Origin of the sequence: Microvirga sp. 2TAF3 (genome assembly GCF_052114965.1) — a bacterium.
In the GTDB taxonomy this organism is placed as follows: domain Bacteria; phylum Pseudomonadota; class Alphaproteobacteria; order Rhizobiales; family Beijerinckiaceae; genus Microvirga.
Genome location: NZ_JBFRFT010000013.1, coordinates 1 through 26,832, shown reverse-complemented (window position 1 = coordinate 26,832; position 26,832 = coordinate 1). Strand labels below are relative to the sequence as shown.

Sequence of the window (26,832 nt, the reverse complement as noted above, 5' to 3'; positions counted from 1 at the left end):
CCGAAGCGGACACGAGCCTCCTGATCATCTGCGCGGGTTCTCAAAGAAGCCTGCATTTTCGGAGGAAATTCATGAGCAAGAAAATTGCCGAACGCGAAACCCGATCGGACCGCCAAACCGCCCAGCAGCCCGAGCCAGCATTCAAGCCGGTCGCCCTTCCGGCCGTTGCTGCCGCGGTGCATGTGGCGGGCCTGCAGCCCAATCGCCCCAAGAAGCACGAACTCCCCGCTATCCTGCGCAAGGAAGCGATGACGGACTGAGCCCTGAGACTAAAGCCTCAAACCTAAAAGTGGACTCCACTTTTAGGATCATCGATGCTTTCTCCTTGGATGAGAGCATTGTGGGGCCGCAAAACCGGGTCCACTTTTGCGCACGATGCTCTAAGGAAGAGCGCCGAAGGCGCTCATCCTTTTCAACGGACGATGACCTTCGCGTTGATGTCGGCGCGATTGTAGAGGTCGATCACATCGATGTTGCGCATGCGGATGCAGCCGGACGAAACGCCGAGGCCGATCTTCTCCGGCTCGTTGGTGCCATGGATGCGGTAGAGGGTGTCCTTGTTCCCGTCGAAGAGATAGAGCGCCCGCGCCCCTAAGGGATTCTCCGGTCCGCCCTTGGTGAAGCGGACATGCGGCCAGCGGGCCTTCATCTCGGCAGGCGGGTTCCAGTCGGGCCATTCCGCCTTGCGGGCGATGCGGGCTGCGCCCGTCCAGCCGTAAGCTTCATCACCGACGGCGACGCCGTAGCGAATGACCTTCTTGCCGGGAAGCACGTAATAGAGGAAGCGTTCCTTCGTATCGACCACGATGGTGCCCGGTACCTCGCCCGTCGTATCTTCCATGAGATAGCGCCCGTATCGCAGATCCTCCTGCGCTTTCGGCACCAGAGCCATCCACTCCGTGTCGCGGGCCGAGACCTGAGGGTCGGGTACGCCCTTGAATGTGCATCCGGCGAGAACGGTCGTGGCCGCGAAAAGAAGGAACAGGCTGGAAAGGCGCATAGGATAAAGCTCTGCTGACCGGCTTCGGGAGCCGTTTCGGATAACGCAATGGACGGATAAAAGTCCCCATGGAGACGAATCATCCGCACCATGCCACGGCTTTCACGGCAGTGGTGTTGCAGCGCAACCACATAGACAGCCGATCAAGAGGCTGCGACAGTACATAAGTCTTTCACCCCACAGCTTTCTGTCGCTTCATGTCCACGCTTTACATCACGCATCCGGCCGCCCTCGACCATCAGACTCCTCTCGGCCATCCGGAAAGGCCCGAGCGCATCCGCGTCATTGAGGGCGTGCTGGAGAAGGAGCGGTTCGCCCCGCTCATCCGCGAGAAGGCGCCGATGGCTGACATGGAAAGCCTTACCCTCGCCCATCCGGAGCATTATGTCGTCTCCATTCGGGACATCGCCCCCCGCGAGGGTCTGGTGAGGGTCGACGACGACACGGTGATGTCGCCCGGCACCTATGAGGCGGCCTTGAGGGCGGCGGGCGGAGCGGTGAAAGCCGTCGACGAAGTCATGACGGGACAGGCGGAGAATGCCTTCGTCGCCATGCGACCGCCGGGGCATCATGCCGAGCGCACCCGGGCCATGGGATTCTGCTTCTTCAACAATGCCGCCATCGCTGCCCGTCATGCACAACGCCGCTATGGCATCGAGCGGGTTGCGATCCTGGATTGGGACGTCCACCACGGCAACGGTACCCAGGATATTTTCTGGAACGATCCGAGCGTCATGTATTGCTCGACCCACGAAATGCCCCTCTATCCCGGAACCGGCGCGGCCTCCGAGCAGGGCGAGTATGGGACCATCGTCAATGCTCCCCTGCATGCCGGCGCTGGTGGAGAAGTTTTCCGGGAAGCCCTGGAAAGCGTCGTCCTGCCGCGCATGGAGGCATTCGCCCCCGATCTCATCGTCATCTCGGCCGGCTTCGATGCCCATTGGCGCGACCCGCTCGCAAGCCTCAACCTCACCGAGAACGATTTCGCCTGGGCCACGCGGAAGATGATGGCGCTGGCCGACCGGCATTGCGGCGGAAGGCTCGTCTCTCTGCTCGAGGGCGGCTATGATCTCGAAGGATTGTCCAGATCCGTCGCCGCCCATATCGACGCGCTCATGGGGCGGGATGTGCGGGATTAACCGTCATGGGGACGAAGGACTGGCGGGTCAGAACAGAAAGCTTCCGCAGTAGCTCGCTCAGGGCGACGGTGCGCAGGGCCGATGCAACCGCCAATACAAGAAGAGCGCCGTTCGGTCCCCCCATCAGTACAAAGCTCGCCGCGACCACGCTCCCCAGTAGAGCAAGGACCTGAATCAGGACCAGCCGCCGTTGCTGCGGGTAGAGCGCGCAGGAATCGCTCAGGGGCGCCGCCAGCGCGACAAAGAGCTGGAAGGCGGCGACTACCGGAACGACATCGATCAGATCCGCCAGCTTGGAGCCAGCCAGAAGCGGATCCGCGAGAATGAGGGTACCGGCAATGGCCGCATAGCCCAGCCCGATGAATGCGAAGAGTATAAGCATTATCTGGCGCCCGAACATCGCACTGGCCCGATCCATGGACGGGCGCAGCCAATGCAGGAAGATCGGCGTCGATACCGCTGTCACGATCTGAGTCGGCACATCGAAGATGCGATAGGCCAAGGCCACATGTCCCGCTGTCTCCTCATCTGCCGTCAGGGGCATGATCAGCAGCGGCGACATCACGAAGGCAAGGGCGAGAAACGAACTTGGAAGGTTGTAGAGCGGCAGGTTCTTCCAGCGCGACGCCGCAGCGAGAAGCACTGGTACGGACCAGTCATGTCTCAGGCTCGGAATGTATTTCCGGCGCCGCCACAGGAGATAGGCCACGCCGCTGGCATGACCGGCGACATCCGCCACCGCGAAGCACAATGCATCCTCGAGCGGCGACAGGATGAGAACGAGAAGCACGATCGGCTGCAGCACCGATTGGATCATGGATGCTCGCCCCAGGGCCTTGAAATCTCCTTCGCGGGTGGTTCTGGCGAACGTCAGCCGCAGCATGCCCCGCATCAGGATCGAGAAGGGTAGCAGCAGCGCGAGCGGCGTGTGCATCCAGCCCCATTCTCCGGCGGCGACAGCCAGACCCGAAAAGACCAGCCAGAGGACAAGTCCGACGCCGAGGCACAGGCGGAGCGCCTCTCCCGACTCTTCTTCCGTCCCCGAGGAGACGATGGCCGCGTCATAACGGAGAAACAGGGCAAGCCAGGCGAGGGATGCCAGGGTCTGGTAGACGCCGAACTCGGCGAAAGCCTGAATGTCGACGAGCCAGGCGGCAACGATCAGGGTCACAACCGACATGCCGCGTGCACCGACCAGCCGCAAGGCAAGGCGCACCGCTTCGCGCACGGGCCTTCCCGCCATGATCTGCCTGAAGTCCCAATACATCGGACGATCAGGTCCACCGGGTCCGGCAGTGGTGTCCGCAGGCGGCATAAAGTTTGATCCTCGGTCGGGCACGGGCGCAAAACAGGTTCGCACCCGAACCCATAGCGGGTTCGTGTTTAATGAAACAGTATAATGAAGCCGTTAAACGGGACTGGGAGTCAGATCGGCTTGCAGGGTGGCTTAGTGATCGAGCGTCTCTTCGCCGAGCAGTTCGATCCCAAAGCCACTTAGCCCCACGTAAGACCTGCTTGATGTGGCAAGATTGCGGATGGAAGCGACCCCCAAATCTTTCAGGATCTGCGCGCCCAGGCCGATCTCGCGCCATTGGCTCGACCGCATGGCCTCGGAAGCGGTGGCATCACTGTCCGAGAGATTCGTCGTCGGCACGCCCGCCGTTCCGTCGCGGAGATAGACGAGGACGCCCCTGCCCTCCTTGGCGAAACGCTGCAGGGCGGCGGCAATGGTCTTGCCGCCTTCGAACACGTCAGTCAGCGCATTGGCGCGATGCAGCCGCACGGGAACATTAGTGCCGTCGCCGATGCGGCCATGCACCAGCGCCATGTGCTGCACGCTGTCGAACGGTGTCGAATAGGCATAGCCCGTGAACGTGCCCCATTCGGTTTCGACGGGGAAGGTCGCGATCCGCTCGACCAGCTTCTCCCGCGCCTGACGATAGGAAATGAGATCGGCGACAGAGATGCGCTTCAATCCGTGCTTCTCGGCAAAAGCATCGATCTGCTCACCCTTCATCACCGTGCCGTCGTCATTGGCGAGTTCGCAGATGACGCCGACCGGCGGCAGGCTGGCGAGCTTGCAGAGATCGACCGCCGCTTCCGTGTGGCCGGAGCGCATGAGCACGCCGCCATCCTTGGCGATCAGGGGGAAGACGTGACCGGGACGGACGAAATCGCCCGCGCCCATGTTGTTGTTGGCGAGCGCCCGCACCGTGTTGCTGCGTTGCTCAGCGGAAATTCCCGTCGTCAGGCCGTGGCGCACATCGACGGTAATCGTAAAGGCGGTGCCGAGCGGCGCATCGTTCGAGGGGACCATCGGGTCGAGCCGCAGGCGGCGAGCCTCGGCGACGGTGAGCGGCGCGCAGACGATGCCGCAAGTGTTGCGGATGATGAAAGCCATCTTCTCCGGCGTGCAGAGAGAGGCGGCAACGATGAGATCGCCCTCGTTCTCGCGGTCGTCGTCATCCGTGACGATCACGATCTCGCCCCGTGCAAAAGCTTCGATGGCTTCGGTGACGCTATGGCTCGTCATCTTGGGTCCTTCATTCAATTTGGGCATGGCAGCCTTTTGGGCTGTCTTACTTGAACGGCCACTCGAAGCCATCACCGACCTGCGCGCGGTGGCGCAAGAACTGGTCTGCCAAAACGCAAGCGACCATGGCCTCGCCGACCGGTACGGCGCGAATTCCCACGCAGGGGTCATGGCGCCCCTTGGTGAGAACCTCGGCCTCGGCGCCGGAGCGGGTGACGCTCGCGCGGGGCGTCAGAATGGACGAGGTCGGCTTCACGGCGAAGCGGCAGACCAAGGGCTGGCCCGTCGAAATGCCGCCGAGAACGCCGCCAGCGTGGTTCGAGAGGAAGGTGGGAGCGCCCGCATTGCCGGGGCGCATCTCATCCGCATTCTCCTCACCCCGAAGGGCCGCGGCAGCGAAACCGTCCCCGATCTCGACACCCTTGACCGCGTTGATCGACATGAGCGCGGAGGCGAGCTCCGCGTCGAGCTTCCCGTAGATGGGGGCTCCCAACCCCGGTGGCACGCCCTCCGCGACAATCTCGATCACGGCGCCGATGGAGGAGCCCTCTTTGCGCAGGCCGTCGAGGTACTCCTCATAGAAGGCGGCGGCCTCGGCATCCGGGCAGAAGAACGGGTTCATCCCAACCTCGTCCCAGTCCCATTGTATGCGGTTGACGGGGTGCGGCCCCATCTGGACGAGCGCACCGCGGATCGTGACGCCCGGCAAGACCTTGCGGGCGATGGCCCCCGCTGCGACCCGGGCCGCGGTCTCACGCGCCGAGGAGCGTCCGCCACCGCGATAATCCCGTATGCCGTATTTCACGTCATAGGTGTAATCGGCGTGGCCGGGGCGATAGGATTCCTTGATCTCGGAATAATCCTTCGAGCGCTGATCGACATTCTCGATCAGAAGCGCGATCGGCGTTCCCGTCGTGACCTGCCGCCCGGTGCGCTCATCGACGAAGACACCGGAGAGGATCTTCACCTCGTCGGGCTCGCGGCGCTGGGTGGTGAAGCGCGATTGGCCGGGACGACGCCGGTCGAGCTCTGCCTGGATATCCGCGACATCGAGCGGAATCAGCGGCGGGCAGCCGTCGATGACGCAGCCCAGGGCGGGACCGTGGCTTTCGCCGAAGGTGGTGACGCGGAAAAGATGACCGAAGGTGTTGTGGGACATGGCGCTTCAACAGAGTTCAGGGCGTCTTAGAGCATGATCCGAAAAAGGGGAAACCGGTTTTTCGAAAAGATGATCCCCCGGAGGAGGCATGGATCGGAGACGTTGCGCCTGCTCTCGCTCATCTCCATCATTCCGAGACCGCACTCTTCACCTCTTCTGGTGAGAGAGGTCGGGCTTTCAGGTCCGGGTGAGGGAATGTGCCTTTTCCGGAAAGGGCGCGGGCCCCCCCTCCTCCTTGCGGGAGCGGCCAGGGGTGGGGGTCGCAAAGTCGGAGCGCTGCGTTGAAGGTGCGAGGGCTCAAGGCCGATACCGGTGCCTCGCTGGATTGTCCGCTCACCCGGTCGCTCCACCCCCACCCTTCATCCTGCGCAAGTCGGGAACACCCGAGATCCGTGGGGAGGGAAGAGCGGCGCGCCTGATCCTCACTCCGACATAACCCCTCACCCGCCGCGCTGATGCACGACCTATTCCTCAAGAAGGAATGAAGCCACGCGTGTCATTCCCGGCAGGAGCGGCAGCGGAGGGGAATCTATGGCGCTGGGCTGGAGAGATGGATCCCCTGCCGGCCTGGCGGCCGCCGGGGATGACAACACCGTCATTCCCGCCTAGAGCGCAGATGGCGTCGTTCGACGCCCGACTATTCGACCCGGATGCGGTAGGTGTACGACATGACTGTCTGAGGGCTGGAATCCGTCCAACTCCATGGCACGTCGATGGTAACCTCGTCGACGCCCTTGAAGCCCTTCTTCGGCGTGTAGACGTAGGCCAGTCCGCGAACTCTCTTCCCCGGACAACGCGAATCCTTGCTGAGTTCCTGCTCATGCGGGAGAACCTGGAGGCTCCCATTGCTCGGGTTTTGTCTAATCTTCACGTCGGGAATGTCCGAGGAATAGCAGGTATCGACCTCGTATCCCATAAACCCGCCGAGGATGGAGCGACTATTCGCCTTGACCGTCCGCTCCATCGTTTCGGCGGTCGCGGAGCCGGCCAAGAGTGCCAATCCTGTCAGAACGATAGCAACACGACGCATGACGAGCCCCCGAATATGCGATACCGTTGCCAACATGAGCATATTTTCCTCGACAGATCAACGGCTGAGAGGGGAAGCTTCACGCCCAGTAATGCTTGCGGTCTTCGATGACGAGAATCTTGCCCTGCCAGATGTCGATACTGGCCGCGTGCCGGGTCGAGACCCCGCAGACGACTGCCAGGAAAGCGCGGGCGACGCCGCCATGGGCGACGAGCACCGTGTCGCGGGTCAGATCGTCCAGAATCGGACGGACCCGATCGGCCAGCATGGCGTAGCTCTCACCGCCACCAGGCGGGACGTAATTCCATTTATCCCGCTCGCGCATGGCCGCCAGCTGCGGCTCCAGCTTGCGGACTTCCTTCCAGGTCAGGCCCTCCCAGGCCCCGAAAGTCAGTTCGATCAGGCGGTCGTCCAGACGGTAAGAGGTCGGGTTGAGGCCGATGGCCTCGCGCAGCAGCTCCATGGTCTCGCGGGTGCGGCCCATGGGGCTCGCCACGTAATCGAGATCCTCCACATGCGGCACGAGGGCCTGAAGGCGGCGCCCCGCCTCCTCCGCCTGTACGCGGCCGAGATCGTTGAGCGGAATGTCCTTCTGCCCCTGGAGCCGGCCCTCGACGTTCCAATCCGTCTCGCCGTGGCGGATGAAGTAGATCGTGGGACGGCTCACGATCAGTCTTTATCGAGGGAAAGGTCTGGCGCCTCGGGGTTCTTCATACCGACGACATGGTAACCAGCATCCACATGCAGGATCTCGCCAGTCATGCCGCGGGACATGTCGGAGACGAGATAGGCGGCCGTCTCGCCGACCTCCTCGGTGGTGACGGTGCGGCGCAGCGGCGAGTTGTACTCGTTCCACTTCAGGATATAGCGGAAATCGCCGATACCGGAGGCGGCGAGCGTCTTGATCGGACCTGCGGAGATGGCGTTGACGCGGATGTTCTTGGGCCCGAGATCGGCCGCGAGATAGCGCACGGAGGCCTCGAGAGCCGCCTTCGCCACGCCCATGACGTTGTAGTGGGGCATCCACTTCTCGGCGCCGTAATAGGTGAGCGTGAGCAGCGAGCCGCCGTCATTCATGAGCTTCTCGGCCCGCTGGGCGATGGCCGTGAAGGAATAGCAGGAGATGAGGAGAGACTTGGTGAAATTGCCTTCGCTCGTCTCGACATAGCGGCCGGTCAGCTCATCCTTGTCGGAGAACGCGATGCAATGGACCACGAAGTCGATGGAGCCCCAAAGCTTCTTCACCTCGTCGAACACGGCGTCGATGGAGGCACCGTCCGTCACGTCGCAATGACCGACGACGGCGGCATCCAGTTCCTTGGCCAGGGGTTCGACACGCTTCTTCAAAGCATCGCCCTGATACGTAAAGGCGAGGTCCGCCCCATGCTTGCGAGCAGCCTGCGCGATGCCCCAGGCGATCGAACGGTTGTTCGCAACCCCCATGATCAAGCCGCGCTTTCCGGCCAGAATGCCGGGCGCCGTTGTCTCTGCCATGATTCACCTTAAATCGTCGCTGGACACGTCAGAAAGATGGCTTCTTTAACCGACACAGTGTCCAGGGGGAAGAGACCTCGCGGACTTACCCCGGCAAATGCGCATCTTCGGATAGGAAAGAAAGCTATTTCGCCTTGGCCGAGCGGCGCTTGCGGGCATATTCCATCAAATCCTCGTCCACGATTTCGGGCAGCCTGATCTCCATTGTCGCGAAGAGATCGCCCGGCCCGCTCTTGCCGGGCAGGCCCTTGCCGCGCAGGCGGAAGGTCCGGCCCGAATTGGTCATGGGCGGAATCGACATCTCGACCGCACCCGTCAGGGTCGGCACGCGGATCGTGCCGCCGAGAACGGCTTCCTCGATCTCGATCGGCACCCGCAGCCGCAGGTTCGGGCCCTCCGGGGTGAAACGTTCGTGAGGTGCCAGATTGATGGTCAGCAGGGCATCGCCCGGATCGTTCCCGGGAGCCCCCTGCCCCAGCCCGCGCAGGCGGATCACCTGCCCATCCGTTACGCCTTTGGGAATGACCACGTCCACGTCACGGCCGGTCGGAAGCTTGACGCGCTTCTTCGCTTCATTCGCGACCTCTTCCAGGGTCACGGTGAGGGTCGCAGCGACGTCTTCCCCCTTTTGCGGCTTGGCGCGCCCGCGCCGCTGGCTTTCCCCGGCCGAGCGGAAGGCCTCGCCGAAGAGCTGGGAAAAGATATCCTCGCCCGCCTCGGCCCCGCGTGCGCCGCGCCGCCCACCGAAGGGGCCGCCGGCATTGAAGTTGAAGCCTGCGGAATCCTCCGGGCGAGGGCCTCCGCCGCGCCCGCCGCCGAAGCCTTCGAAGCCCTGGAAACGCGGCTTTCCTTCCGCATCGATCTCGCCCCGGTCGAACTGGGCGCGCTTCTGCGCATCGCCGAGAATCTCGTAAGCCGAATTCGCCTCGGCGAACTTGTCCTTGGCCTTCGGATCGCTCGCATTGCGATCCGGATGGTAGGTCTTGGCCAGTTTGCGGAACGCCTTCTTGATCTCCGCTTCGCTCGCGGAGCGGGGCACGCCGAGAATGTCGTAGGGGTTGCGCATTGTTAAATCCATTAAGGCATGTTCCGGCGAAGTGGATACCGTCCCGCCGCCAGACCATGCGATCAGACAAAAACTCTAGAGGCCGTTTCCGATTCAACGAAGCTGAATCGGTCTCCAACCATCAGATTGGAGGTCGCCGGACACGATCGGGACCGCTCACCAGCTTCAACAACCAATATGGGAAAGTGTTGCTCCCATGCAACGGCCGAGCTGCATCGAGGAATTCAAGCCTTGGCCGATTTCGCCGGCTTGAGTTCCTTGATCGCCCATTCGCCCCCCGAGGGGCGGCAGGCGGTTCCTTCCAGCGAGGCGACCGTCGGCCCGGCAAGCTGGGCCAGGAACGAGCGGCAGATATCGTCGTTCTTCACGAAAGGCGCGCTCGAGGGAGAAAAGCTGCCTTTCCGGGACGTTTCCGGATTGTCCCATGAGACCTGGGTGCCCGCCCCTTGAGGATCGAGCGCCACGCTCAAGGCGGCCTTGGCCCGGCGCCAGTCCTCCTCGTTCAGATCCGGCGACAGGGGGGACGCGGCCTTTGCAACGGAGCCCGTCGCCTGCGGCTCCTCCTCCTCGAAGCCGACGATGGAAGAGGAGAAACTGCAGGCGGCCGTGGACAGGGCGATCACCCCCGCCACGGTGATTTTCAAAGCTTCGCTCAGGAGAGCGTCTGATCTATAACGGCGCGCATCGGCCTTCTTCACGCGTCGGATCTCCCGGAACGAAAAAATCACAGAAGCAGGATAAAGCCTTGAATCAGTTAACAAGCGGTGACTTCACCGAAGTCGAAGAGCCCTGGCACCTCTTTCATTCATGGATGGAGGAAGCCACGCGTTCCGAGCCGAACGATCCCAACGCCATGGCGCTCGCGACCGTGGATGCGGACGGGCTGCCCAATGTGCGGATGGTCCTTCTGAAAGGCGCCGATCACAACGGCTTCGTGTTCTATACCAACACGGAATCGAACAAGGGCCGCGAGCTCATCGGCCAGCCCAAGGCGGCTCTCGTCATGCACTGGAAGAGCCTGCGCCGGCAGATCCGGGCACGCGGCCCGGTGACCTTGGTGAGCGACGCGGAGGCGGACGCCTATTTCCAGAGCCGCCCGCGCGACAGCCGGATCGGAGCCTGGGCGAGCCAGCAATCGCGCCCCCTGGAAAGCCGTTTCGCCCTGGAAAAGGCCGTGGCCGTCAACACGGCGAAATACGCCATCGGCGAAGTGCCGCGCCCACCCCATTGGACGGGCTTCCGCATCGCCCCCGTCTCCATCGAGTTCTGGCAGGACCGGCCCTTCCGCCTTCACGACCGCGTGGTCTTCACCCGCGAGGGAGAGGGATGGCGCAAGACGCGGCTCTATCCGTAAGCGTCATTCCGGGACGGCCCATCGGGCCGGGCCCGGAACCCATAAACGCTGACTTTTCCGGATGAGACGCAACGATAGCCGCTGCGCCTTATTTTCAATCGTCATGATTATAGGTTTCCCCGCTTCGCGTGGCCCTTCGGGCCGGGCTCTCGCTATCGTTCGCCCCGGAATGACAGTGAAGCGGGACGGAACCATTCCGAAACCGGAAAAGATCATTACATCTCGCAAGAGATCAATCTGCAGATCAATCTGCGGGCCGTAGACCCTGACCTTTGTTCGGAATAGGGTCCGCGCCTTTCATTCAAGGTCTTCCATGTCCTCATCGACCCCAAATTCCCGCCGCATCATGCTGCTTTCCGGCGCAAGCCGCGGCATCGGGCATGCCACGGTGAAGCGCTTCTCCGCGGCCGGCTGGCGGGTCATCACCTGCTCGCGGCATGCCTTTCCCGAGAACTGCCCCTGGGAGATGGGGCCGGAAGACCATCTCCAGGTCGATCTCGCCGACGCCGACGACACGCGCCGGGCGATCGCAGACGTGAAGGAGCGGCTCCAGGCCGAGGGCGGCGTGCTGCACGCGCTCGTCAACAACGCCGGTATTTCACCGAAAGCTCCCGGCGGCGCGCGCATGGGCGCACTCAACACCCGCTACGAGGACTGGGTGCAGGTGTTCCAGGTGAATTTCTTCGCCTCGATCATGCTGGCACGCGGCCTCGTGGACGAATTGACCCGCGCCAAGGGCTCGGTGGTCAACGTCACCTCCATCGCGGGCTCCCGCGTCCATCCCTTCGCGGGTGCGGCCTATGCCACCTCGAAGGCGGCGCTGGCCTCGCTGACCCGCGAGATGGCCGCCGATTTCGGGCCCCTGGGCGTTCGCGTCAACGCCATCTCGCCGGGAGAGATCGACACCTCGATCCTCTCCCCCGGCACGGAAAAACTCGTGGAGCAGATTCCCCAGCGCCGCCTCGGCACCCCGGACGAGGTGGCCAAGGCCATCTACTTCCTGTGCACCGATGCCTCATCCTACGTGAACGGCGCGGAGCTGCACATCAATGGCGGGCAGCACGTGTAAAGCATCGTGCGAAGAAGTGGATCCCGGTTCTTCGCAAAAACGATGCGCCAACAAAGAGATAGAGCGTGCGTTCTGAATCCGTCAGAATGCACGCTCTAACGCCTAGGCGGCTTCCGCCGGCCATGTCCCGACATAACGCGACTGGGGCCGAATGATGCGGCCGGCCCTGGCCTGCTCGATTGCATGCGCCACCCAGCCCGCCGTGCGGCCCGCCGCGAACAGGGGCGTGAAGCCTTCGCGAGGAACGCTCAAGGCTTCGAGCAGCAGGGCGGTATAGAACTCCACATTGGTATCGAGCCGCCGACCGGGCTTTCTCCGCGCCAGCACCGCCAGCGCCGCCTTTTCCACGGCTTCCGCGAAAGCGATGCGGTTGTCCCGGCCCTTCAATGTCGCAGCCGCAACCTTCAGCACATCCGCGCGCGGGTCGCGGACCTTGTAGACCCTGTGGCCGAAGCCCATGAGCCGCTCGTTGCGGGCGATGGCGGCATCGAGCCAGGCCTCCGCCCTGTCGGCACTGCCGATGGTGTCGAGCATATCGAGCACCGGTCCCGGCGCGCCGCCATGGAGCGGGCCCTTCAAGGCGCACAGGCCCGCAACGACGGAGGAGAGCAGGCCCGCCTCGGTCGAGGCGACGACCCGCGCCGTGAAGGTGGAGGCGTTGAGGCCGTGGTCGAGGATCGTCACGAGATAGGTGTCGAGGGCCCGGGCCTCGCCCTCGTCGGCGGGCGCGCCGCGCAGCATATGGAGCAGATCGGCGGCGTGGCCGGCCTTCGGGTCCGGCGCGATGGACGCAAGGCCCTGCGCACCGCGCACCGCCATGGCGGCGGCGACCGCAGCCGCGCCGACGGCGAGGGAGGCATGATCCCGCTCCGAATCCGGCAACGCCGCCAGCAGAAGGCGCATGCCCTCGACCGGGGTGAGGCCCTTCAGATGAGCCGCAAGAGGCGACAACCGCGCGTAGGCTCCGGCCCTCGCCTCACCGAAGACGGCGCGCGGGTCGCCCTGCAACGGCACCAGCCCATCCCACAGCATCGCGACGGCACTCTCGTAAGTCACATGGCCCGCCAGCTCCTCCAGATCGTGCCCGCGTATGATCAGGCGCCCGGCCTCGCCGTCCACGTGGCTCAGAATCGTTTCGGCGGCGATGACATCATCAAGTCCGATTGCCATGAAGGTTCTCCTTTTCGAGGATCAGCTTCACTCCGGGATTGCGAAACCGTCAATCTTGAATCAACATATCAACCTATGGACAAACCCTCGCTCGATCTGACCTCCGCAGAAGAAGCCTCAAGCCGTCTCGGCATCAGCCGGGCGAGCCTTTATGCCTATGTCAGCCGGGGCTTGATCCGTTCGTTTTCCTCGCCGCACGATCCGCGCCAGAGGCTCTATGCCCTCGACGACGTGGAGACGCTTGTGAAGCGGCGGATCCGGTTCCGCCGCCCCACCGCCGCCGCTGCGACCGCCCTCGACTGGGGGCTTCCGGTACTGGAGACGAGCCTGACCCAGATCAAGGACGGGCGGCTCCTCTATCGCGGCGTCGATGCGGTGGAACTGGCCAGGACGGCCACCCTGGAGGATACCGCCCGCCTTCTGATCGGCGGGCTCGATGCCGGGACCTTCGCGCGCCCCTTCCCGGCCACAGGCCTTGCAACTTTTCCAACCATCGGGCTTCAGGCCTTCCTTACCCGAGCCATCCGCCTCTTGTCCGAGCCCGTTCCGGAAGAGGCCATGGCTGCCGAGGTCCCGACAATTCTTCACCTGATGGCGGGAGCCGGCGGCGGCGGAGCCTCGGAGGCAAAGCCCATCCATCAGTGCCTGGCGGAGGCCTGGGGCGCCTCCCCTCAGGCAGCGGACGGGATCAGGCGTGCTCTCGTCCTCTGCGCAGATCACGAACTCAGCGCTTCGGCCTTCGCGGTCAGGGTCACGGCCTCCACTGGCGCTTCGCTGCGCAACGCGGTGATCGCGGGCCTCGCTGCGCTGAGCGGCCCGCGCCATGGCGGCGAGACGGAAAGAGTCAGGGATTTCCTGGAGCAAGGCGAGACCTCGGCCGCGGATCACGCCCAGCCCTATCCTGGCTTCCGCCATCCGCTCTACCCGGATGGAGATCCGCGCGGGGCCGCTCTCATCGAGAATATGCCGCTCCTGCCCTGGGATGCCGAAATTCTGCGGACGACCGAGGGCATGACGGGCAGGAGGCCCACCATCGATGCCGCCCTCGTCATGATGGAGCGGGCCTATGGACTGCCTCGCGGCGCCGCCTTCGCGCTCTTCGCCATCGGCCGGACCGCCGGATGGCTCGCCCACGCCGTGGAGCAGCGCAGCCAGGGCTCCCTCATCCGCCCGCGGGCGCGCTATGTGGTTGTCGAGGAGGCTCCTTCCCCATGAGTTATACCCCATGAGCGAGACGCGCTTTTATCCGACACGCCCCGTCCTCGCGGCATCCGTAGCCGTGTTCCGGGACGGGCGCGTTCTTCTGGCCTCACGGGGAAAGCCGCCTGGAGAGAACCTGTTCTCCCTGCCGGGCGGCCAGGTCGAGACCGGGGAGACGCTGGCGGAGGCAGCCCTTCGGGAACTTCAGGAGGAGGTCCGTGTTAAGGCCAAGCTGATCGGCCTGATCGCACCCGTCGAATTTATTGAAAGGGATGCGGAAGGCCGTATAAAGCATCACGTCGTCATCGCCGCCCATGCAGCCCGCTGGGTCTCCGGCGAGCCTCAGACAGGTCCGGAAGCAAGGGAAATCCGTTGGGTCACGGAGCAGGATATCGTCGGACTGCCCATGACACCGGGCCTTGCCGCCATTCTGGAACAGGCCTTCAGGCTGGAACGGCGGGACGCCGCGCGATGAAGCGTATCTCCCTGATCGGCGCCGCGCTTCTGGTGTTCGCCGAGCCGGCGAGCGCCCAGAATTTCTTCGAGAGACTTTTCGGGCCTCCCCGCCAGCCCGATTACATTCCCCAGCAGCAACCGCAGTTTCGTCCGCCGCCGCAGCGGCGTCCGCAGCAGCAGGCCCCACGGCCAGCCGCCCCCAAGGAAAAGGAAAAGGCCGAACCCGCAGCCCCCGTCGAGCCGCCGCCCGCGCCCTATGAGAAGGACCTGTTGCGGCTTGCCGAGATCATGGGTTCGCTGGCCCTCCTGCGGCCACTCTGCTCCGCTCCGGATGCGGGCGAATGGCAGAACCGCATGCAGGCTCTCCTCGATGCGGAGGGAACGACGCCCGGCCGGAAGGAACGGCTCGCGGGCGCCTATAATAAAGGCTACCAGGCCTGGGCCCTCACCTATCGGATCTGCACCGCCTCGGCGGAGGCTGCCTCGACCCGCTATCTGAAGGAAGGCGAGCTTCTCGCCCGCAACATCGCCAGCCGCTACGGCGGCTAGAGCATCGGACCCAAAAGTGGCCTCCACTTTTGGGGTTGATTCCGATGTTCAGTTCCTGAAACAGCGCATCGTTCCGTGCAGAAAACCGGGGCCGTTTTTCCGCACGATGCGCTGATTTATCCACATTTTTTAGGTCCTTCCCTCTCGCGTTAACCTCTTTGCAAGGAGATGGTAGCGGCGTGCAGGCGAGCCGGGTAAATTCGAGTCACCAGAACTCGCGCGCTCGCCCCGCACAGGGGCCCTGATCATGAACGATAACGACGTCCCTTTCTCCGACCTGCAAGAACTGAGCGCCATCAAGCAGGCGGCCCTGAGCTATGTGACCGAGGCTTTCGCCGAGGCCGAGCTTGACGGGCTCGACGGCGATTGCATGGCGCAGGCCGCTCTTTTCGCGGCCTTCATGGAACTCGTCGCGACCTATGGCGAGGACGCAGTGGCCGAATACGCCGCCGGCCTGCCGGACAAGATCCGCAGCGGCGGGTTCTCGACCGCGCTGAAGCACTGAGATCAACTCGATCCGGATGCGCAGCTGCTGACGGTATGACAAATATGAAACTGCGTGTCGCGAGACCGACGGATCAGCTCGATGAAGTCGTTCGCTTCTATCGTGACGGTGCCGGTTTCGATGTTCTCGGCGCGTTCGCGGATCACGACGGGTTCGACGGAATCATGCTCGGCCACCCCGGGTTCATGTGGCATCTCGAATTCACGCATCAACGCGGTCATCGGGTCGGGCGCGCGCCGACGCAGGACAATCTGCTGGTCTTCTATCTGCCGGATCGCAAGGCTTGGGAGGCCGCGGTCGAACGCATGCGAGCGGCGGGCTTCGTTCCGGTGCCTTCCCTGAATCCTTATTGGGATCGTCAGGGCGCAACTTTCGAAGACCCCGACGGATATCGCATCGTGTTTCAGAACGCGGCCTGGGAGAGATAGGCGTTTTTCTACCCGCCCATCGTCTCCTCGAAGCGCACCACTTCACCCTGCGAAGGTGTCTCAAGGGAGCCGTCCCACATCACCACGTTGCCGCGCACGATGGTGCCGATGGGCCAGCCGGTGACGGTGATGCCGTCATAGGGCGTCCAGCCGCATTTGGAAGCGATCCAATCATTGGTGATCGTCTCGCGGCGCTTGAGGTCGACCACCGTGAAGTCGGCGTCGTAGCCGACCGCGATGCGGCCTTTCCGGGCGATGCCGAAGAGGCGCTTCGGGCCGGCGCTCGTCATGTCGACGAAGCGCTCCAGAGTGAGCCTGCTCGCATTCACATGGTCGAGCATGATGGGCACCAGCGTCTGCACGCCGGTCATGCCCGAGGGCGTGTTGGGATAGGTCTTGTCCTTCTCCGCGCGGGTGTGGGGCGCATGATCGGAGCCGAGGATATCGGCAATGCCCTCGTCGAGGCCCTCCCAGATCGCGTGGCGGTGGAATTCGTCGCGCACGGGCGGGTTCATCTGCACATAGGTGCCGAGGCGCTCATAGGCGTCGGGCGCGACGAGGGTCAGGTGATGCGGCGTGACCTCGACCGAGACGAGATCCTTGTAATCCTTCAGAAGCGCCATCTCCTCCGCCGTGGTGACGTGGAGAACGTGGATGCGCGCGCCCGTGTCGCGCGCGATCCGCACGAGGCGCTGCGTGCAGGCGAGCGCGACCTCCGCCGAACGCCAGACCGGATGGGAGCGCGGATCGCCCTCGATGCGCAGGCCCTTGCGCTCGCGCAGCATGGCCTCGTCCTCCGAGTGGAAGGCGGCGCGGCGGCGGGTGTTGCGCAGGATATTGGCGATGCCCTCGTCGTCCTCGATAAGGAGCGAGCCGGTGGACGAGCCCATGAACACCTTGATGCCGGCAGCACCCGGCAGGCGCTCCAGCTCGGCCACGTCCCCCGTGTTTTCGTGCGTGCCGCCGACCCAGAAGGCGAAATCGCAATGCATGCGGTGGTGCCCGCGCCTCACCTTGTCGGCCAGGGCCTCGGCGCTGGTGGTCTGCGGATCGGTATTGGGCATTTCGAACACCGCCGTGACACCGCCCATGACGGCGGAGCGGGAGCCCGATTCCAGATCCTCCTTGTGATCGAGGCCGGGCTCGCGGAAATGCACCTGCGTGTCGATGACGCCCGGCAGGATATGCAGCCCCCGGCAATCGACCTCGCGGCCTGCGGAAGCACTGGAAAGGTCGCCGATGGCGGCGATGGTGCCGCCTCGTATGCCCACGTCGCGCTCGGCGCGTCCGTCGTGGTTCACGACGATGCCACCTTTGAGGATCAGGTCGAAGATTTGGGGCATGCTTTCCACTCCGCTCAAGAAAACTGCATCCAATCAGGCGTCGCACAGCCTCATCCTGAGAAGGACCGCAGGTCCGTCTCGAAGGATAGGCGTCTCCAGGGCAAACTGGATCCTCCTTCGAGACGCCGCTACGCGACTCCTCAGGATGAGGCTGCGAGACGGTGCTCCGTGCGCCCTCAGAATAAGGCTCTTCAGAGCTTAAGGCCTTGAGGCCAATCCCGACCGGGCATATGTCACGCTTCAGTCAAGAGCAACTGGAGCGAAATATGCCGTCAGCTCATTTATCCGACCGGGGCGTGGTAAGGGTCTATGGCGAAGACGCCAAGTCTTTTCTCGACGGACTCATCACATCCGATCTCGATCGGGTCTCCCCGCAGGCGGCGCGTCTCGGGGCACTGTTGACGCCGCAGGGCAAGATCCTGTTCGATTTCATCGTGTTCGAGGCTCCGCAGGATATCGGCGGCGGATACTACCTCGACGTCATGAGGGTCTTCGCGCCCGATCTCGCCAAGCGTCTCGGCTTCTACAAGCTGAGAGCCAAGATCACCATCGAGGACCGCTCGGATACGCTTGCCGTCGTCGCCGGCTGGGATACCCCGAAACCCGCCGATGAGGCCGGTCTCGTGGCCGAGGACCCGCGCCTGCCCGCCCTGGGCTGGCGCGCCATCGTGGCGGCGGAGGACGCTGTCGAGTTCGCACAAGGCTCGGCCGAGGATTATCATGCCCGCCGCATCGCTCTCGGCGTGCCGGAGGGCGGCCGGGATTTCCTCTTCGGAGACGCCTTTCCGCACGAGGCCCTGATGGATCAGCTCCACGGCGTCGATTTCGACAAGGGCTGCTATGTGGGCCAGGAGGTCGTTTCACGCATGCAGCACCGGGGCACGGCGCGTACGCGGATCGTGCCGGCCGTCTACGAGGGCGGCTTCGCGGCGGAAGTCGGGGTCGAGGTCACGGCGGGGGAGAAAACCCTGGGCAAGACCGGCACCGGTGCGAAAGGCCATGGCCTGATCATGATCCGCCTCGACCGGGCCGCGGATGCGCTTGCCGCCGGCGAGACGATCCGCGCCGGCGGCATCCCGGTCGCGCTGGAGAAGCCCGCCTGGATCAATTTCCCGTTCCCAGGCGAGGCAGCGCCCCAGGTCTGAGAGCGCCCAAGCCCGGAAGCCGGATCCCAGGAACGGACGGGATCGGCTTGCGTTACTTAGGGTCAGCTCTATAACGCAACGGGGGGGACGCCCGACGTCGGCGTGCCAGGGGAGCCCTTGATGAATGCTCTGACAGCGCATCGAACACTGGCGGACGACGATAGCCACCTTCGGCTTTTCGTCTCTTCCATCACCGATTATGCCATATACATGTTGGATCCCACCGGGACCATCACGAGTTGGAATGCGGGTGCTCGGCGCTTCAAGGGCTATACGGAAAACGAGATTATCGGAGAGCATTTCTCCAGGTTCTACACGCCCGAGGATCGCGCGTCCGGACTTCCGCAACGCGCCCTCAAGACGGCCCGCGAGCAGGGCAAGTTCGAGGGCGAGGGTTGGCGCGTCCGCAAGGACGGCTCCCAATTCTGGGCGCATGTGGTCCTCGACCCGATCTTCGATGACAGAGGCCAACTGATCGGCTTCGCCAAGATCACCCGCGACATCACCGAGCGGAAAAATGCGGACGACGCGCTGAAGGCAAGCGAGCAACGCTTTCGTCTGCTCGTCCAGGGCGTCACGGACTACGCCATCTACATGCTGGACCCGAAAGGGCACGTGACGAACTGGAATACTGGGGCGCAGCGTATCAAGGGCTATCTCGCGAACGAGATTATCGGAGAGCATTTCTCCAGGTTCTACACGCCCGAGGACCGCGCCATCGACTTTCCGAAGACTGCACTCGGAACCGCAGCTCGCGAGGGCAAGTTCGAGGGCGAGGGTTGGCGCGTCCGCAAGGACGGCTCCCAATTCTGGGCCAGCGTGGTCATCGACCCGATCTACGATGACAGAGGGAAACTGATCGGCTTCGCCAAGATCACCCGCGACATCACCGAGCGGAAAAACGCACAGGAAGCGCTCGCTCAGACCCAGGCTGCCCTTTTCCAGTCTCAGAAAATGGAGGCGGTCGGCCAACTCACGGGCGGGATCGCACACGATTTCAACAACCTCCTGACGATCATCGTCAACAACCTCGATCTGCTGACCCGCAGCGCCTGCGATCCGCGCGATACCCGCCTGATCGAGAGCGCACAGCGCGCAGCCGAGAGGGGCGCGAAGCTGACTCAGCAATTGCTGGCCTTCTCGCGGCGGCAACCGCTTCAGCCCGAGCTGAACAATCCGAATGCCCTGATCAAGGGATTCGAGCCGGTTCTGCGCCGCGCCTGCGGTGAAACCATCGAGGTGCAGATGTCCCTTGCCCCTCGCCTCAAATCGACGAACATCGACGGACCGCAATTTGAAACCGGCCTGCTCAATCTCGTGGTCAATGCACGCGATGCGATGCCGGATGGCGGCATCCTGAAGATCGCGACGAGCAATGTTATTCTGAACGAGAAAGGCTGCAGCGGAACCAACCTGAAACCGGGCGAATACATCTGCGTCACCGTGACGGATACGGGCCAGGGCATGTCTTCCGACACGCTCGGCCGGGCTTTCGAGCCTTTCTTCACGACGAAGGAGGTCGGCAAGGGCACCGGCCTCGGATTGAGCCAAGTCTACGGCTTCGTCACGCAATCGGGCGGCCACATCAAAATCGACAGCGCTCCCGGCAAGGGTACGACCGTCATCATGCTTCTGCCGGCCCAGGAAGGTAACGAGGACGAGGAGGAAGCGGAGGATCAGTCCGGGGACAATCGCCAGATCCGGCAAAGCGCCGGCACGGTGCTGATCGTCGAGGACGAGCCGGAAGTGCTGGACATCGCCTGTGAGATCTTCGACAGCCTGGGATACGAAGTCCTCACGGCAGTTGACGCCATTGCCGCCATCGCCGTCCTGAAGAGCGCTGCTCAGATCGATGTGCTGTTCTCCGATGTGGTGATGCCGCGCAGCATGAGCGGCCTCGATCTGGCCAAGGAAGCCCGAAACCTGCGCCCCGGCATCAGGATCCTTCTCGCATCCGGATATCCGATATCGACGCTGCCGGCCCAGGGGCTGCCGGATGACGTCTCCTTCATCAGCAAGCCGTATCGCTGGACCGAGCTCGCCGACAAGCTGCGGCAACTTCGCTCGAAGCCCTGACCGCCCATGCTGAAGTGTCCCGCTTTCATGAGGTCTTGAAAACCTTATGGGTAGATCATGGGTGAGTCGGGCCAGATAGTCCCCGCCTCACCTATCGCTTCGCGTGATGGATCCGCAGCGGAATTTTAATTGGCCAATGGCCGCAAGCAGCAGGTACTACTTCCTGGATCCATTTACGGGTGTGACATGTACCAGCCGCCGCATTTCCGCGAAGAGCGCCTCGAGGTTCAGCACGACTTCATCCGGTCCCACCCGCTCGGCATGCTCGTGACCATGGGTGGCTCCGGCCTCACGGCCAATCCGGTTCCGTTCCTTCTCGATGCATCGGCCTCGCCCCATGGGATTCTCAAGGCCCATCTGTCCCGGGCCAATCCGCAATGGCGCGATTTCGATCCCGCGCAGGAGGCTCTCGCCATCTTCCAGGGCGTGGACGCCTATATCACCCCGTCCTGGTACGAGACGAAGCGCGAGACCGGCAAGGTCGTGCCGACCTGGAACTACGCCGTAGTGCAGGTCTATGGGCGCATGACCGTGATCGACGACCCCGAATGGGTCATGGGGCAGATCGCCGAACTGACGGCCCTTCAGGAAGCCTCCCACCCCGAACCCTGGGCTGTGAGCGACGCGCCGCCTCCCTTTATCGCGGCGCAGCTCAAGGGCATCGTCGGCATCGCCATCGAAATCACCCGAATCGAGGGCAAGTGGAAGGTCAGCCAGAACCGCTCGGAAGCCGACCGCAAGGGCGTGAGCGAAGGATTGCGCCGCAGTGCTGAAGAGGCATCGCAGAAAATGGCGGAATTGGTGGAGACGCTTGGGGCGAAAGGGTGACACCCTCCGCCATTCCGGACCCGTGTAGCGGAGCCCGACCCGAAGGGCCACGCGAAGCGGGGAAACCCATAAGCACGACGTTTCAGAATGAGGGTGATAAGCCAACCGCTTCGTTCTGCAACGTTGGCGGTTATAGATTCCGGGCTATCGCTCGCCTCGGAATGACGGTGCTTAGGCGATATCTTTCCGCAGAGCCGGATCTTCCCCATTCCCCGCGACGAAGCTAAACCATCCGCATGAGTGATGGACTGATCCAACATCCCGACCAAAAAATCCGCTGCTGGTGGCCCGGCACCGACCCGTTCTATGTCGCCTATCACGACACCGAATGGGGCGTGCCGGAATTCGATGACCGCGCCCTGTTCGAGAAGCTCATTCTCGACGGTTTTCAGGCCGGCCTTTCCTGGATCACCATCCTGCGCAAGCGCGAGAACTTCCGCCGCGCCTTCTCGGGCTTCGATCCGGCCGTGATCGCGCGTTTCGATCAGGCCCAGGTGGAAGCGCTGATGCTGGATGCGGGCATCGTCCGCAACCGCGCCAAGATCGAGGGCACCATCGCAGGAGCACGGGCCTGGCTCGCGATTCAGGAGCGCGGCGGCTTCTCGAATTTCCTGTGGGATTTCATCGACGGGCACCCCGTCCAGAACAACCTGAAGAGCCGCTCCCAGGTGCAGGCCGAAACGGATGTGTCGCGCAGGGTCTCCAAGGCGCTCAAGGCCGAGGGCTTCAACTTCGTCGGCCCGACCATCGTCTATGCCTTCATGCAGGCGGTCGGCATGGTGAACGATCACCTCACCGGGTGCTTCCGCCACGCCGAGTGTGCGGCGCTCGCCGAGAAGCTGTGATGGCGAAGGAGCCCCGGGTCTGGCAGCGGATGCTGTCCGGCAGGCGTCTCGACCTGCTCAATCCCTCGCCCCTCGACGTGGAGCTCGACGACATCGCCCATGGGCTTGCCCGCGTGGCGCGCTGGAACGGGCAGACGGAAGGGTCTCACATCTTCTCCGTGGCGCAGCACAGCCTGCTCGTGGAAGCCATCGCCTCGCATCTCGATCCCGACATGTCGTCGCCCTGGCGGCTCGCGGTGCTGCTGCACGATGCGCCGGAATATGTGATCGGGGATATCATCTCGCCCTTCAAGGCGGTGATCGGCGATGCCTACAAGGCGGTCGAGGGGCGGCTGCTCGCGGCCATCCATCTCCATTTCGGATTGCCCGCCGAGCCTTCGGCCGTCCTCAAGCGCTTCATCAAGCGCGCCGACAGGCAGGCGGCCTTTCTCGAAGCGACGAAGCTCGCGGGCTTTTCCCGCGAGGAGGCGATCAAGATCTTCGGCAGGCCGGAGCCGATGCCCCGCACCATCCTGGCCTATCTCGATCCCTGGCCGGTCGCCGAGGCGCAGGAGCGCTACCGAGAGCGGATTCTGGCGGCAACAGCCGCGCCTCCCTCATAAGGCCATCCGAATCGTGTAAGGCATGTCTCTTCGAATGAGAGAACGACCATGCCGACCTTGCACGTCTGCTCCCTGTCCCGCCTGCACGACACCGTCGCCGAAACCCGCGCCAGCCATGTGGTGACGCTGATCAATGACGGCTCCCTTGTCGAAAGGCCCACGGCGATCACGCCGGACCGCCACCTCTTCATCGGCGTCAGCGACATCGTGGAGCCGCTGGAGGGGCATATCCTGCCCGCCAGCGAGCATATCGAGCAGCTTCTCACCTTCGTACGCGCCTGGGGCCGGGAAAGCCCGCTCGTGTTCCATTGCTGGGCCGGGATCAGCCGCTCCACCGCCGCCGCCTATATTTCCGCCTGCGCGCTTGCGCCCGAGCGGGACGAGGTCGAGATCGCCGCGGCGCTGCGCCTTGCTTCGCCGACAGCGACCCCGAATGCGAAATTCGTCGCGCTTGCCGACGATCTGCTCGGACGCCGGGGGCGCATGGTGGAAGCCATCTACAATATCGGCCGCGGCGCGGAGGCTATGGAGGGCACGCCCTTCATGTTACAGCTTAACAGGGGCTAGCCGATTCCGCGTGAGAGTATCGCTGTCCTGTGGCAGAACCCTAGAGGCTGACCTTGGACATCGATACGCTTCTCATCATCCTGCTCGCCCTCTCCTTTCCGATATGCGCGATCATAGGCCTCGTGCTTGCCATAAAGGCGCGCCGCGGCGTGGCCGCGCTGACGGAACGGCTTGATAGAATCGAAGCGGAGTTGCGCGCCCGACGGGTCCAGACGGCTGCCGCACCCGAGGCTCCTCCCGAAACGAGACAGGAGGAAGTCCCTCCCGCCCCGCCGGCTCCGGCCGAGCCCGAAGCGCCACGCACGCCGGTTCCCGCCATCGCCGCCGCGGCACCGACCATGCCCCCTCAGGGACAAGGGTTCGAAGAGAAGCTCGGCACGCGCTGGGCCGTCTGGGTCGGCGGCATCGCGCTCGCTCTCGGCGGCGTTTTCCTCGTCCGCTACTCCATCGAGCAGAATCTGCTCGACCCGACGACCCGGATCATTTTGGGCGGACTGTTCGCGCTCGGCCTCATCGGTGCGGGCGAATGGCTGCGCCGACAGGAGCGGGCCATTGCCCTGCCGGGCATTCCCGCAGCGAACGTGCCCAGCATCCTGACGGCGGCGGGGACCTGCACCGCCTTCGCGTCGGCCTATGCGGCTTACGCGCTTTACGATCTCATCGGGCCGGGAACGGTCTTCGTTCTTCTCGGGGCCATCGCGGTGCTGGCGATGGTCGCCGCGACCCTGCACGGCCCGACGCTCGCCGCGCTCGGCCTCGTCGGCGCGATGGGCAGTCCCCTTCTCGTGTCCTCCCACCGGCCGCAACCCTGGGCGCTGGTGGTCTATCTCGCCTTCGTCGTTCTCCCGGCCTACGGCGTCGCGCGGCTTCGCTTATGGCGCTGGCTCGCGCTTGCCGGCGCAGCGGGCGCACTCGCCTGGGCGCTGCCGATCTTCCTCCTCGACAGTGCGGATGCCCTGCCTGCGATGGTGCATCTGGCCATTCAAACGGCCTTCGCGGCGTTCTTTCTGGTGGTCGACCCCTATAGGAACGGCACCGACGACGAGGCCAGCATCGATTGGCATGCGACCCTCACCCTGCTCGCCTTCGCCATGGCCGGCGTGATCGTCGCAAGCTCCGTCGTCGCCGGGGATGCGCGGCCGGTCTTCGTCGGAATCATCGCCCTGATCCTGCTTGCCACCGGCATCCGCTTCGCGCCCGCCTCGCCCGCTGCCGCCTGGGCCGCACTCGCCACCGTTGGAGCCCTTATCGTCTGGCCGATCAGGACCATGCTCGGCAAAGACCCGGGAAACCTGTTCTATCAAAGCGGCGACGCCTTCGCGCTTCGTCCCGACGCGCTCGGCTCCTATCTCACCTTCGCACTCATCTCCTCTCCTGTGATTGCAGGCGCATCCCTGTTCCGGCTCGCCCGCTCCCGCAACCTGCCTCTGGCGATTGCGGCGTGGTATGCGGGTGCTGCGACAGCGGGTCCCCTGCTCGCGCTTGTCGCGGCCTATTGGCGGGTCGCGGAATTCGAGCGCAGCCTGTCCTTCGCCCTGGTGGCGGGCATGCTTGCCTTGGCTTTCGTATCCGCCATCACCTGGCTGAGCCGTCAGCCGGACAGGGAGGCAGCCAATATTCGCCTTGGCATCGGCGCCACCGCCTCGGCGGCGCTCGCCGCTCTCGCCCTTGGCCTGACCTTCGCCCTCGACAAGGGTATGCTGACCGTGGCTTTCGCCCTGACGGCGCTCGGAACGACCTGGGTTGCGGACCGGATATCCATTCCCGCCCTGCGCTATGCGGTCGGCGCCATCGGCCTGATCGTCCTCGGGCGCCTGATCTGGAACCCGACCATCGTCGAGGGCAATCCCGGCCCGCTCATCGTGAACTGGCTGCTCTGGGGCTACGGTATCCCTGCCGTCTCGTTCTTTCTGGCGAGCCGTCTTCTCGAACGGACCGGCCGCGACCGGGTGGTCCAGCTGACGGAGAGCCTCAGCATCGTCTTTGCGACTTTCCTCGTCTTCTTCGAGATCCGCCATGCCCTCCACGCGGGGGACCCGCTGGCTGACCGCTTCAACCTGCTGGAGGCCGGCCTTCTTGCGACAGAAAGCCTCGCCTTCGCGATCCTGCTGACACGCCTCGATATCCGCAGGACCGACCCGGTCTATCGCTGGGGTTCGCTGATCTTCAAGCTCGTCTCCGTCGCCCTCTGCGCAGCGGGGCTTCTCGTCTTCGAAAACCCGCTCCTGACGGATGAACCGATCCCTGGCGGCACGTTCTTCAACGCCCTGATTCCGGCCTATCTGCTGCCGTCGATCCTCGCCATCCTGCTCGCTCTCGCGGAGCAGGACGCGCGCCCGTCCCTCTATTCCCGGACCTCGGCCATCCTCGGCATGCTGCTGCAGATGACCTATGTGGGCCTTGAGATCAGGCGGATTTTCCAGGGGCCGAATCTCGGCTTCTGGCGCGGGTTCAGCCAGGGCGAGCAATGGAGCTATTCCGTCGCGCTTCTTCTCACCGGCATCGCGCTTCTGGGTGTCGGGCTTTTGCGCGATATTCGCTTTGCCCGTCTCGCCTCGGCGGTATATCTTGTCCTCGCCGTCCTGAAGGTTTTCATCATCGACCTGGCCAATCTGGAAGGCGTCGTGCGAGCCCTGTCCTTTATCGGCCTCGGGCTAGTTCTCATCGGCATCGGTCTCGTTTATCAGAGGCTGCTCGCGCAACGGCCGGGCGATGCCGCGGCCTCACATTAAGGTTTTCGGAGTAGAATAAGTTGGCGGACGGCGGCATGAGCGACACCACATCCATCAAGACGCTTCCCTTCGAGAAGGCCCTGGCCGAGCTTGAGGAGATTGTGCGACGTCTCGAGCGCGGCGACGTTCCGCTCGAGGATTCGATTGCGATCTACGAGCGCGGCGAAGCCCTGAAGAAACATTGCGAACAGCTTCTCAAGAAAGCCGAAGCCCGGATCGAGAAAATCACCATCGGTCCCGACGGCCAAGCTGCCGGAAAAACGCCCCTCGACGTGGACGAATAGTCTGGACAGGCAGTCAAACGGCCAAGCCGGCCGTTTGACCCGCCCCTTTCAGAACACTATTTGGCATGATGAGTGCCCTTTACGAACGCCCAGGCGAGAGTGACTTTGTCCACACCTCTTCTCGACACGATAGCGACCCCTTCCGATCTGCGTCTTTTGTCCGAAGCCCAGTTGCGGCAGCTGGCGGATGAGTTGCGTGCCGAGACCATCGATGCGGTCTCGGTCACCGGCGGCCATCTCGGCGCCGGCTTGGGCGTG

29 protein-coding genes are annotated in these 26,832 nt (G+C 63.8%); 18 read left to right on the top strand and 11 right to left on the bottom strand.

All coding sequences use genetic code 11. The features are described from left to right. The first annotated feature begins 71 nt into the window (after positions 1-71). A complete protein-coding gene (locus tag AB4Y97_RS13810) occupies positions 72-260 on the top strand; it encodes a hypothetical protein (RefSeq protein ID WP_441999624.1) in 189 nt (62 codons plus the stop codon). A gap of 152 nt (positions 261-412) precedes the next feature. Here the strand turns inward: AB4Y97_RS13810 and AB4Y97_RS13805 are convergent, their stop codons facing one another. Then, complete coding sequence (locus tag AB4Y97_RS13805) at positions 413-1,000, bottom strand: L,D-transpeptidase (protein WP_441999623.1); 588 nt, start codon at positions 998-1,000, stop codon at positions 413-415. Between the two features lie 197 nt (positions 1,001-1,197). Here AB4Y97_RS13805 and AB4Y97_RS13800 point away from each other — a divergent pair, with 197 nt between their 5' ends. After that, positions 1,198-2,139: a histone deacetylase family protein gene (locus tag AB4Y97_RS13800; protein WP_441999622.1), complete on the top strand. Its 942-nt coding sequence runs from the start codon at positions 1,198-1,200 to the stop codon at positions 2,137-2,139. Here AB4Y97_RS13800 and AB4Y97_RS13795 read toward each other — a convergent pair. From AB4Y97_RS13795 to AB4Y97_RS13760, 8 genes are all read right to left on the bottom strand, one after another. Then, on the bottom strand, positions 2,114-3,454 hold the full coding sequence (locus tag AB4Y97_RS13795; protein ID WP_441999621.1) for a lipopolysaccharide biosynthesis protein: 1,341 nt from the start codon (positions 3,452-3,454) through the stop codon (positions 2,114-2,116). The genes AB4Y97_RS13800 and AB4Y97_RS13795 overlap by 26 nt on opposite strands. A gap of 132 nt (positions 3,455-3,586) precedes the next feature. Next, positions 3,587-4,672, bottom strand: a complete 1,086-nt coding sequence (gene ribB, locus AB4Y97_RS13790; RefSeq protein ID WP_441999620.1) for a 3,4-dihydroxy-2-butanone-4-phosphate synthase — start codon at positions 4,670-4,672, stop codon at positions 3,587-3,589. A 46-nt stretch (positions 4,673-4,718) separates the two neighbouring features. Next, on the bottom strand, positions 4,719-5,831 hold the full coding sequence (gene aroC / locus AB4Y97_RS13785) for a chorismate synthase (RefSeq protein ID WP_441999619.1): 1,113 nt from the start codon (positions 5,829-5,831) through the stop codon (positions 4,719-4,721). A gap of 637 nt (positions 5,832-6,468) precedes the next feature. Then, on the bottom strand, positions 6,469-6,861 hold the full coding sequence (locus AB4Y97_RS13780; RefSeq protein ID WP_441999618.1) for a hypothetical protein: 393 nt from the start codon (positions 6,859-6,861) through the stop codon (positions 6,469-6,471). A 79-nt stretch (positions 6,862-6,940) separates the two neighbouring features. Then, positions 6,941-7,534, bottom strand: coding sequence for a histidine phosphatase family protein (locus AB4Y97_RS13775; protein WP_441999698.1), 594 nt, complete (start codon positions 7,532-7,534; stop codon positions 6,941-6,943). Further along, on the bottom strand, positions 7,531-8,355 hold the full coding sequence (gene fabI / locus AB4Y97_RS13770) for an enoyl-ACP reductase FabI (protein ID WP_441999617.1): 825 nt from the start codon (positions 8,353-8,355) through the stop codon (positions 7,531-7,533). Before fabI ends, AB4Y97_RS13775 begins: the two co-directional genes overlap by 4 nt. A 124-nt stretch (positions 8,356-8,479) precedes the next feature. Next, positions 8,480-9,421, bottom strand: coding sequence for a DnaJ C-terminal domain-containing protein (locus tag AB4Y97_RS13765; RefSeq protein WP_441999616.1), 942 nt, complete (start codon positions 9,419-9,421; stop codon positions 8,480-8,482). A gap of 224 nt (positions 9,422-9,645) precedes the next feature. Next, positions 9,646-10,119, bottom strand: a complete 474-nt coding sequence (locus AB4Y97_RS13760) for an RT0821/Lpp0805 family surface protein (protein ID WP_441999615.1) — start codon at positions 10,117-10,119, stop codon at positions 9,646-9,648. 47 nt (positions 10,120-10,166) lie between these two features. On the opposite strand from AB4Y97_RS13760, the gene pdxH reads away from it, so the two are divergent. Continuing rightward, on the top strand, positions 10,167-10,775 hold the full coding sequence (gene pdxH / locus AB4Y97_RS13755) for a pyridoxamine 5'-phosphate oxidase (protein ID WP_441999614.1): 609 nt from the start codon (positions 10,167-10,169) through the stop codon (positions 10,773-10,775). 346 nt (positions 10,776-11,121) lie between these two features. Continuing rightward, complete coding sequence (locus AB4Y97_RS13750; RefSeq protein WP_441999697.1) at positions 11,122-11,844, top strand: SDR family NAD(P)-dependent oxidoreductase; 723 nt, start codon at positions 11,122-11,124, stop codon at positions 11,842-11,844. A gap of 102 nt (positions 11,845-11,946) precedes the next feature. On the opposite strand, the gene AB4Y97_RS13745 is transcribed toward AB4Y97_RS13750, so the two are convergent. Further along, positions 11,947-13,014: a citrate synthase/methylcitrate synthase gene (locus AB4Y97_RS13745; RefSeq protein ID WP_441999613.1), complete on the bottom strand. Its 1,068-nt coding sequence runs from the start codon at positions 13,012-13,014 to the stop codon at positions 11,947-11,949. Positions 13,015-13,089: 75 nt separating this feature from the next. Between AB4Y97_RS13745 and AB4Y97_RS13740 the strand changes: the two genes are divergently transcribed. The 5 genes from AB4Y97_RS13740 (at position 13,090) to AB4Y97_RS13720 (ending at position 16,152) form a co-directional block, all read left to right on the top strand. Then, positions 13,090-14,229: a citrate/2-methylcitrate synthase gene (locus AB4Y97_RS13740; RefSeq protein WP_441999612.1), complete on the top strand. Its 1,140-nt coding sequence runs from the start codon at positions 13,090-13,092 to the stop codon at positions 14,227-14,229. A gap of 10 nt (positions 14,230-14,239) precedes the next feature. After that, entirely contained in the window at positions 14,240-14,689 is a 450-nt protein-coding gene (locus AB4Y97_RS13735; protein ID WP_441999611.1) for an NUDIX hydrolase, read from the top strand. Then, positions 14,686-15,219 (top strand): TIGR02301 family protein, encoded by a 534-nt coding sequence (locus tag AB4Y97_RS13730; protein WP_441999610.1) that lies wholly within the window; start codon positions 14,686-14,688, stop codon positions 15,217-15,219. The genes AB4Y97_RS13735 and AB4Y97_RS13730 overlap by 4 nt, the downstream gene beginning before the upstream one ends. Before the next feature lie 247 nt (positions 15,220-15,466). After that, positions 15,467-15,724, top strand: a complete 258-nt coding sequence (locus tag AB4Y97_RS13725; RefSeq protein ID WP_441999609.1) for a hypothetical protein — start codon at positions 15,467-15,469, stop codon at positions 15,722-15,724. 44 nt (positions 15,725-15,768) lie between these two features. Further along, a complete protein-coding gene (locus AB4Y97_RS13720) occupies positions 15,769-16,152 on the top strand; it encodes a VOC family protein (protein ID WP_441999608.1) in 384 nt (127 codons plus the stop codon). 8 nt (positions 16,153-16,160) lie between these two features. Here AB4Y97_RS13720 and AB4Y97_RS13715 read toward each other — a convergent pair whose 3' ends face one another. Continuing rightward, positions 16,161-17,495, bottom strand: coding sequence for a dihydroorotase (locus AB4Y97_RS13715; RefSeq protein WP_441999607.1), 1,335 nt, complete (start codon positions 17,493-17,495; stop codon positions 16,161-16,163). A gap of 266 nt (positions 17,496-17,761) precedes the next feature. Between AB4Y97_RS13715 and ygfZ the strand changes: the two genes are divergently transcribed. The 9 genes from ygfZ to AB4Y97_RS13670 all read left to right on the top strand — a co-directional run. Beyond that, positions 17,762-18,640, top strand: coding sequence for a CAF17-like 4Fe-4S cluster assembly/insertion protein YgfZ (gene ygfZ / locus AB4Y97_RS13710; protein WP_441999606.1), 879 nt, complete (start codon positions 17,762-17,764; stop codon positions 18,638-18,640). Between the two features lie 120 nt (positions 18,641-18,760). Continuing rightward, positions 18,761-20,716: a PAS domain S-box protein gene (locus AB4Y97_RS13705; RefSeq protein WP_441999605.1), complete on the top strand. Its 1,956-nt coding sequence runs from the start codon at positions 18,761-18,763 to the stop codon at positions 20,714-20,716. Positions 20,717-20,902: 186 nt separating this feature from the next. Continuing rightward, positions 20,903-21,544 carry an FMN-binding negative transcriptional regulator gene (locus AB4Y97_RS13700; protein ID WP_441999604.1) on the top strand — a complete coding sequence of 214 codons (642 nt, stop codon included), beginning with the start codon at positions 20,903-20,905 and terminating at the stop codon, positions 21,542-21,544. A 236-nt stretch (positions 21,545-21,780) separates the two neighbouring features. Next, positions 21,781-22,389: a DNA-3-methyladenine glycosylase I gene (locus AB4Y97_RS13695; RefSeq protein WP_441999603.1), complete on the top strand. Its 609-nt coding sequence runs from the start codon at positions 21,781-21,783 to the stop codon at positions 22,387-22,389. Further along, entirely contained in the window at positions 22,389-22,991 is a 603-nt protein-coding gene (locus AB4Y97_RS13690) for a YfbR-like 5'-deoxynucleotidase (protein WP_441999602.1), read from the top strand. Before AB4Y97_RS13695 ends, AB4Y97_RS13690 begins: the two co-directional genes overlap by 1 nt. A gap of 48 nt (positions 22,992-23,039) precedes the next feature. Then, positions 23,040-23,558 carry a tyrosine phosphatase family protein gene (locus tag AB4Y97_RS13685; protein WP_441999601.1) on the top strand — a complete coding sequence of 173 codons (519 nt, stop codon included), beginning with the start codon at positions 23,040-23,042 and terminating at the stop codon, positions 23,556-23,558. A gap of 53 nt (positions 23,559-23,611) precedes the next feature. Further along, positions 23,612-26,290: a DUF2339 domain-containing protein gene (locus AB4Y97_RS13680; RefSeq protein WP_441999600.1), complete on the top strand. Its 2,679-nt coding sequence runs from the start codon at positions 23,612-23,614 to the stop codon at positions 26,288-26,290. Positions 26,291-26,325: 35 nt separating this feature from the next. Then, the gene (locus tag AB4Y97_RS13675) at positions 26,326-26,574 is read left to right on the top strand and encodes an exodeoxyribonuclease VII small subunit (RefSeq protein WP_441999599.1); all 249 of its coding nucleotides are present in this window, start codon (positions 26,326-26,328) and stop codon (positions 26,572-26,574) included. A 99-nt stretch (positions 26,575-26,673) separates the two neighbouring features. Continuing rightward, a partial coding sequence (locus AB4Y97_RS13670; protein ID WP_441999696.1) for a 1-deoxy-D-xylulose-5-phosphate synthase N-terminal domain-containing protein occupies positions 26,674-26,832 on the top strand: 159 nt, incomplete at its 3' end.

Bases quoted from the DNA above. Each gene is read 5' to 3' on its own strand.
- AB4Y97_RS13805 (WP_441999623.1), bottom strand. From the start codon at position 1,000: ATGCGCCTTTCCAGCCTGTTCCTTCTTTTCGCGGCCACGACCGTTCTC.
- AB4Y97_RS13740 (WP_441999612.1), top strand. From the start codon at position 13,090: ATGGACAAACCCTCGCTCGATCTGACCTCCGCAGAAGAAGCCTCAAGC.
- AB4Y97_RS13695 (WP_441999603.1), top strand. From the start codon at position 21,781: ATGAGTGATGGACTGATCCAACATCCCGACCAAAAAATCCGCTGCTGG.
- AB4Y97_RS13715 (WP_441999607.1), bottom strand. From the start codon at position 17,495: ATGCCCCAAATCTTCGACCTGATCCTCAAAGGTGGCATCGTCGTGAAC.
- AB4Y97_RS13745 (WP_441999613.1), bottom strand. From the start codon at position 13,014: ATGGCAATCGGACTTGATGATGTCATCGCCGCCGAAACGATTCTGAGC.
- AB4Y97_RS13725 (WP_441999609.1), top strand. From the start codon at position 15,467: ATGAACGATAACGACGTCCCTTTCTCCGACCTGCAAGAACTGAGCGCC.
- AB4Y97_RS13720 (WP_441999608.1), top strand. From the start codon at position 15,769: ATGAAACTGCGTGTCGCGAGACCGACGGATCAGCTCGATGAAGTCGTT.
- AB4Y97_RS13730 (WP_441999610.1), top strand. From the start codon at position 14,686: ATGAAGCGTATCTCCCTGATCGGCGCCGCGCTTCTGGTGTTCGCCGAG.
- AB4Y97_RS13700 (WP_441999604.1), top strand. From the start codon at position 20,903: ATGTACCAGCCGCCGCATTTCCGCGAAGAGCGCCTCGAGGTTCAGCAC.
- AB4Y97_RS13750 (WP_441999697.1), top strand. From the start codon at position 11,122: ATGCTGCTTTCCGGCGCAAGCCGCGGCATCGGGCATGCCACGGTGAAG.
- AB4Y97_RS13800 (WP_441999622.1), top strand. From the start codon at position 1,198: ATGTCCACGCTTTACATCACGCATCCGGCCGCCCTCGACCATCAGACT.
- AB4Y97_RS13795 (WP_441999621.1), bottom strand. From the start codon at position 3,454: ATGCCGCCTGCGGACACCACTGCCGGACCCGGTGGACCTGATCGTCCG.
- AB4Y97_RS13735 (WP_441999611.1), top strand. From the start codon at position 14,240: ATGAGCGAGACGCGCTTTTATCCGACACGCCCCGTCCTCGCGGCATCC.
- AB4Y97_RS13765 (WP_441999616.1), bottom strand. From the start codon at position 9,421: ATGCGCAACCCCTACGACATTCTCGGCGTGCCCCGCTCCGCGAGCGAA.
- AB4Y97_RS13675 (WP_441999599.1), top strand. From the start codon at position 26,326: ATGAGCGACACCACATCCATCAAGACGCTTCCCTTCGAGAAGGCCCTG.
- AB4Y97_RS13705 (WP_441999605.1), top strand. From the start codon at position 18,761: ATGAATGCTCTGACAGCGCATCGAACACTGGCGGACGACGATAGCCAC.
- AB4Y97_RS13685 (WP_441999601.1), top strand. From the start codon at position 23,040: ATGCCGACCTTGCACGTCTGCTCCCTGTCCCGCCTGCACGACACCGTC.
- AB4Y97_RS13690 (WP_441999602.1), top strand. From the start codon at position 22,389: ATGGCGAAGGAGCCCCGGGTCTGGCAGCGGATGCTGTCCGGCAGGCGT.
- AB4Y97_RS13810 (WP_441999624.1), top strand. From the start codon at position 72: ATGAGCAAGAAAATTGCCGAACGCGAAACCCGATCGGACCGCCAAACC.
- ribB (WP_441999620.1), bottom strand. From the start codon at position 4,672: ATGACGAGCCATAGCGTCACCGAAGCCATCGAAGCTTTTGCACGGGGC.
- fabI (WP_441999617.1), bottom strand. From the start codon at position 8,355: ATGGCAGAGACAACGGCGCCCGGCATTCTGGCCGGAAAGCGCGGCTTG.
- AB4Y97_RS13780 (WP_441999618.1), bottom strand. From the start codon at position 6,861: ATGCGTCGTGTTGCTATCGTTCTGACAGGATTGGCACTCTTGGCCGGC.
- ygfZ (WP_441999606.1), top strand. From the start codon at position 17,762: ATGCCGTCAGCTCATTTATCCGACCGGGGCGTGGTAAGGGTCTATGGC.
- aroC (WP_441999619.1), bottom strand. From the start codon at position 5,831: ATGTCCCACAACACCTTCGGTCATCTTTTCCGCGTCACCACCTTCGGC.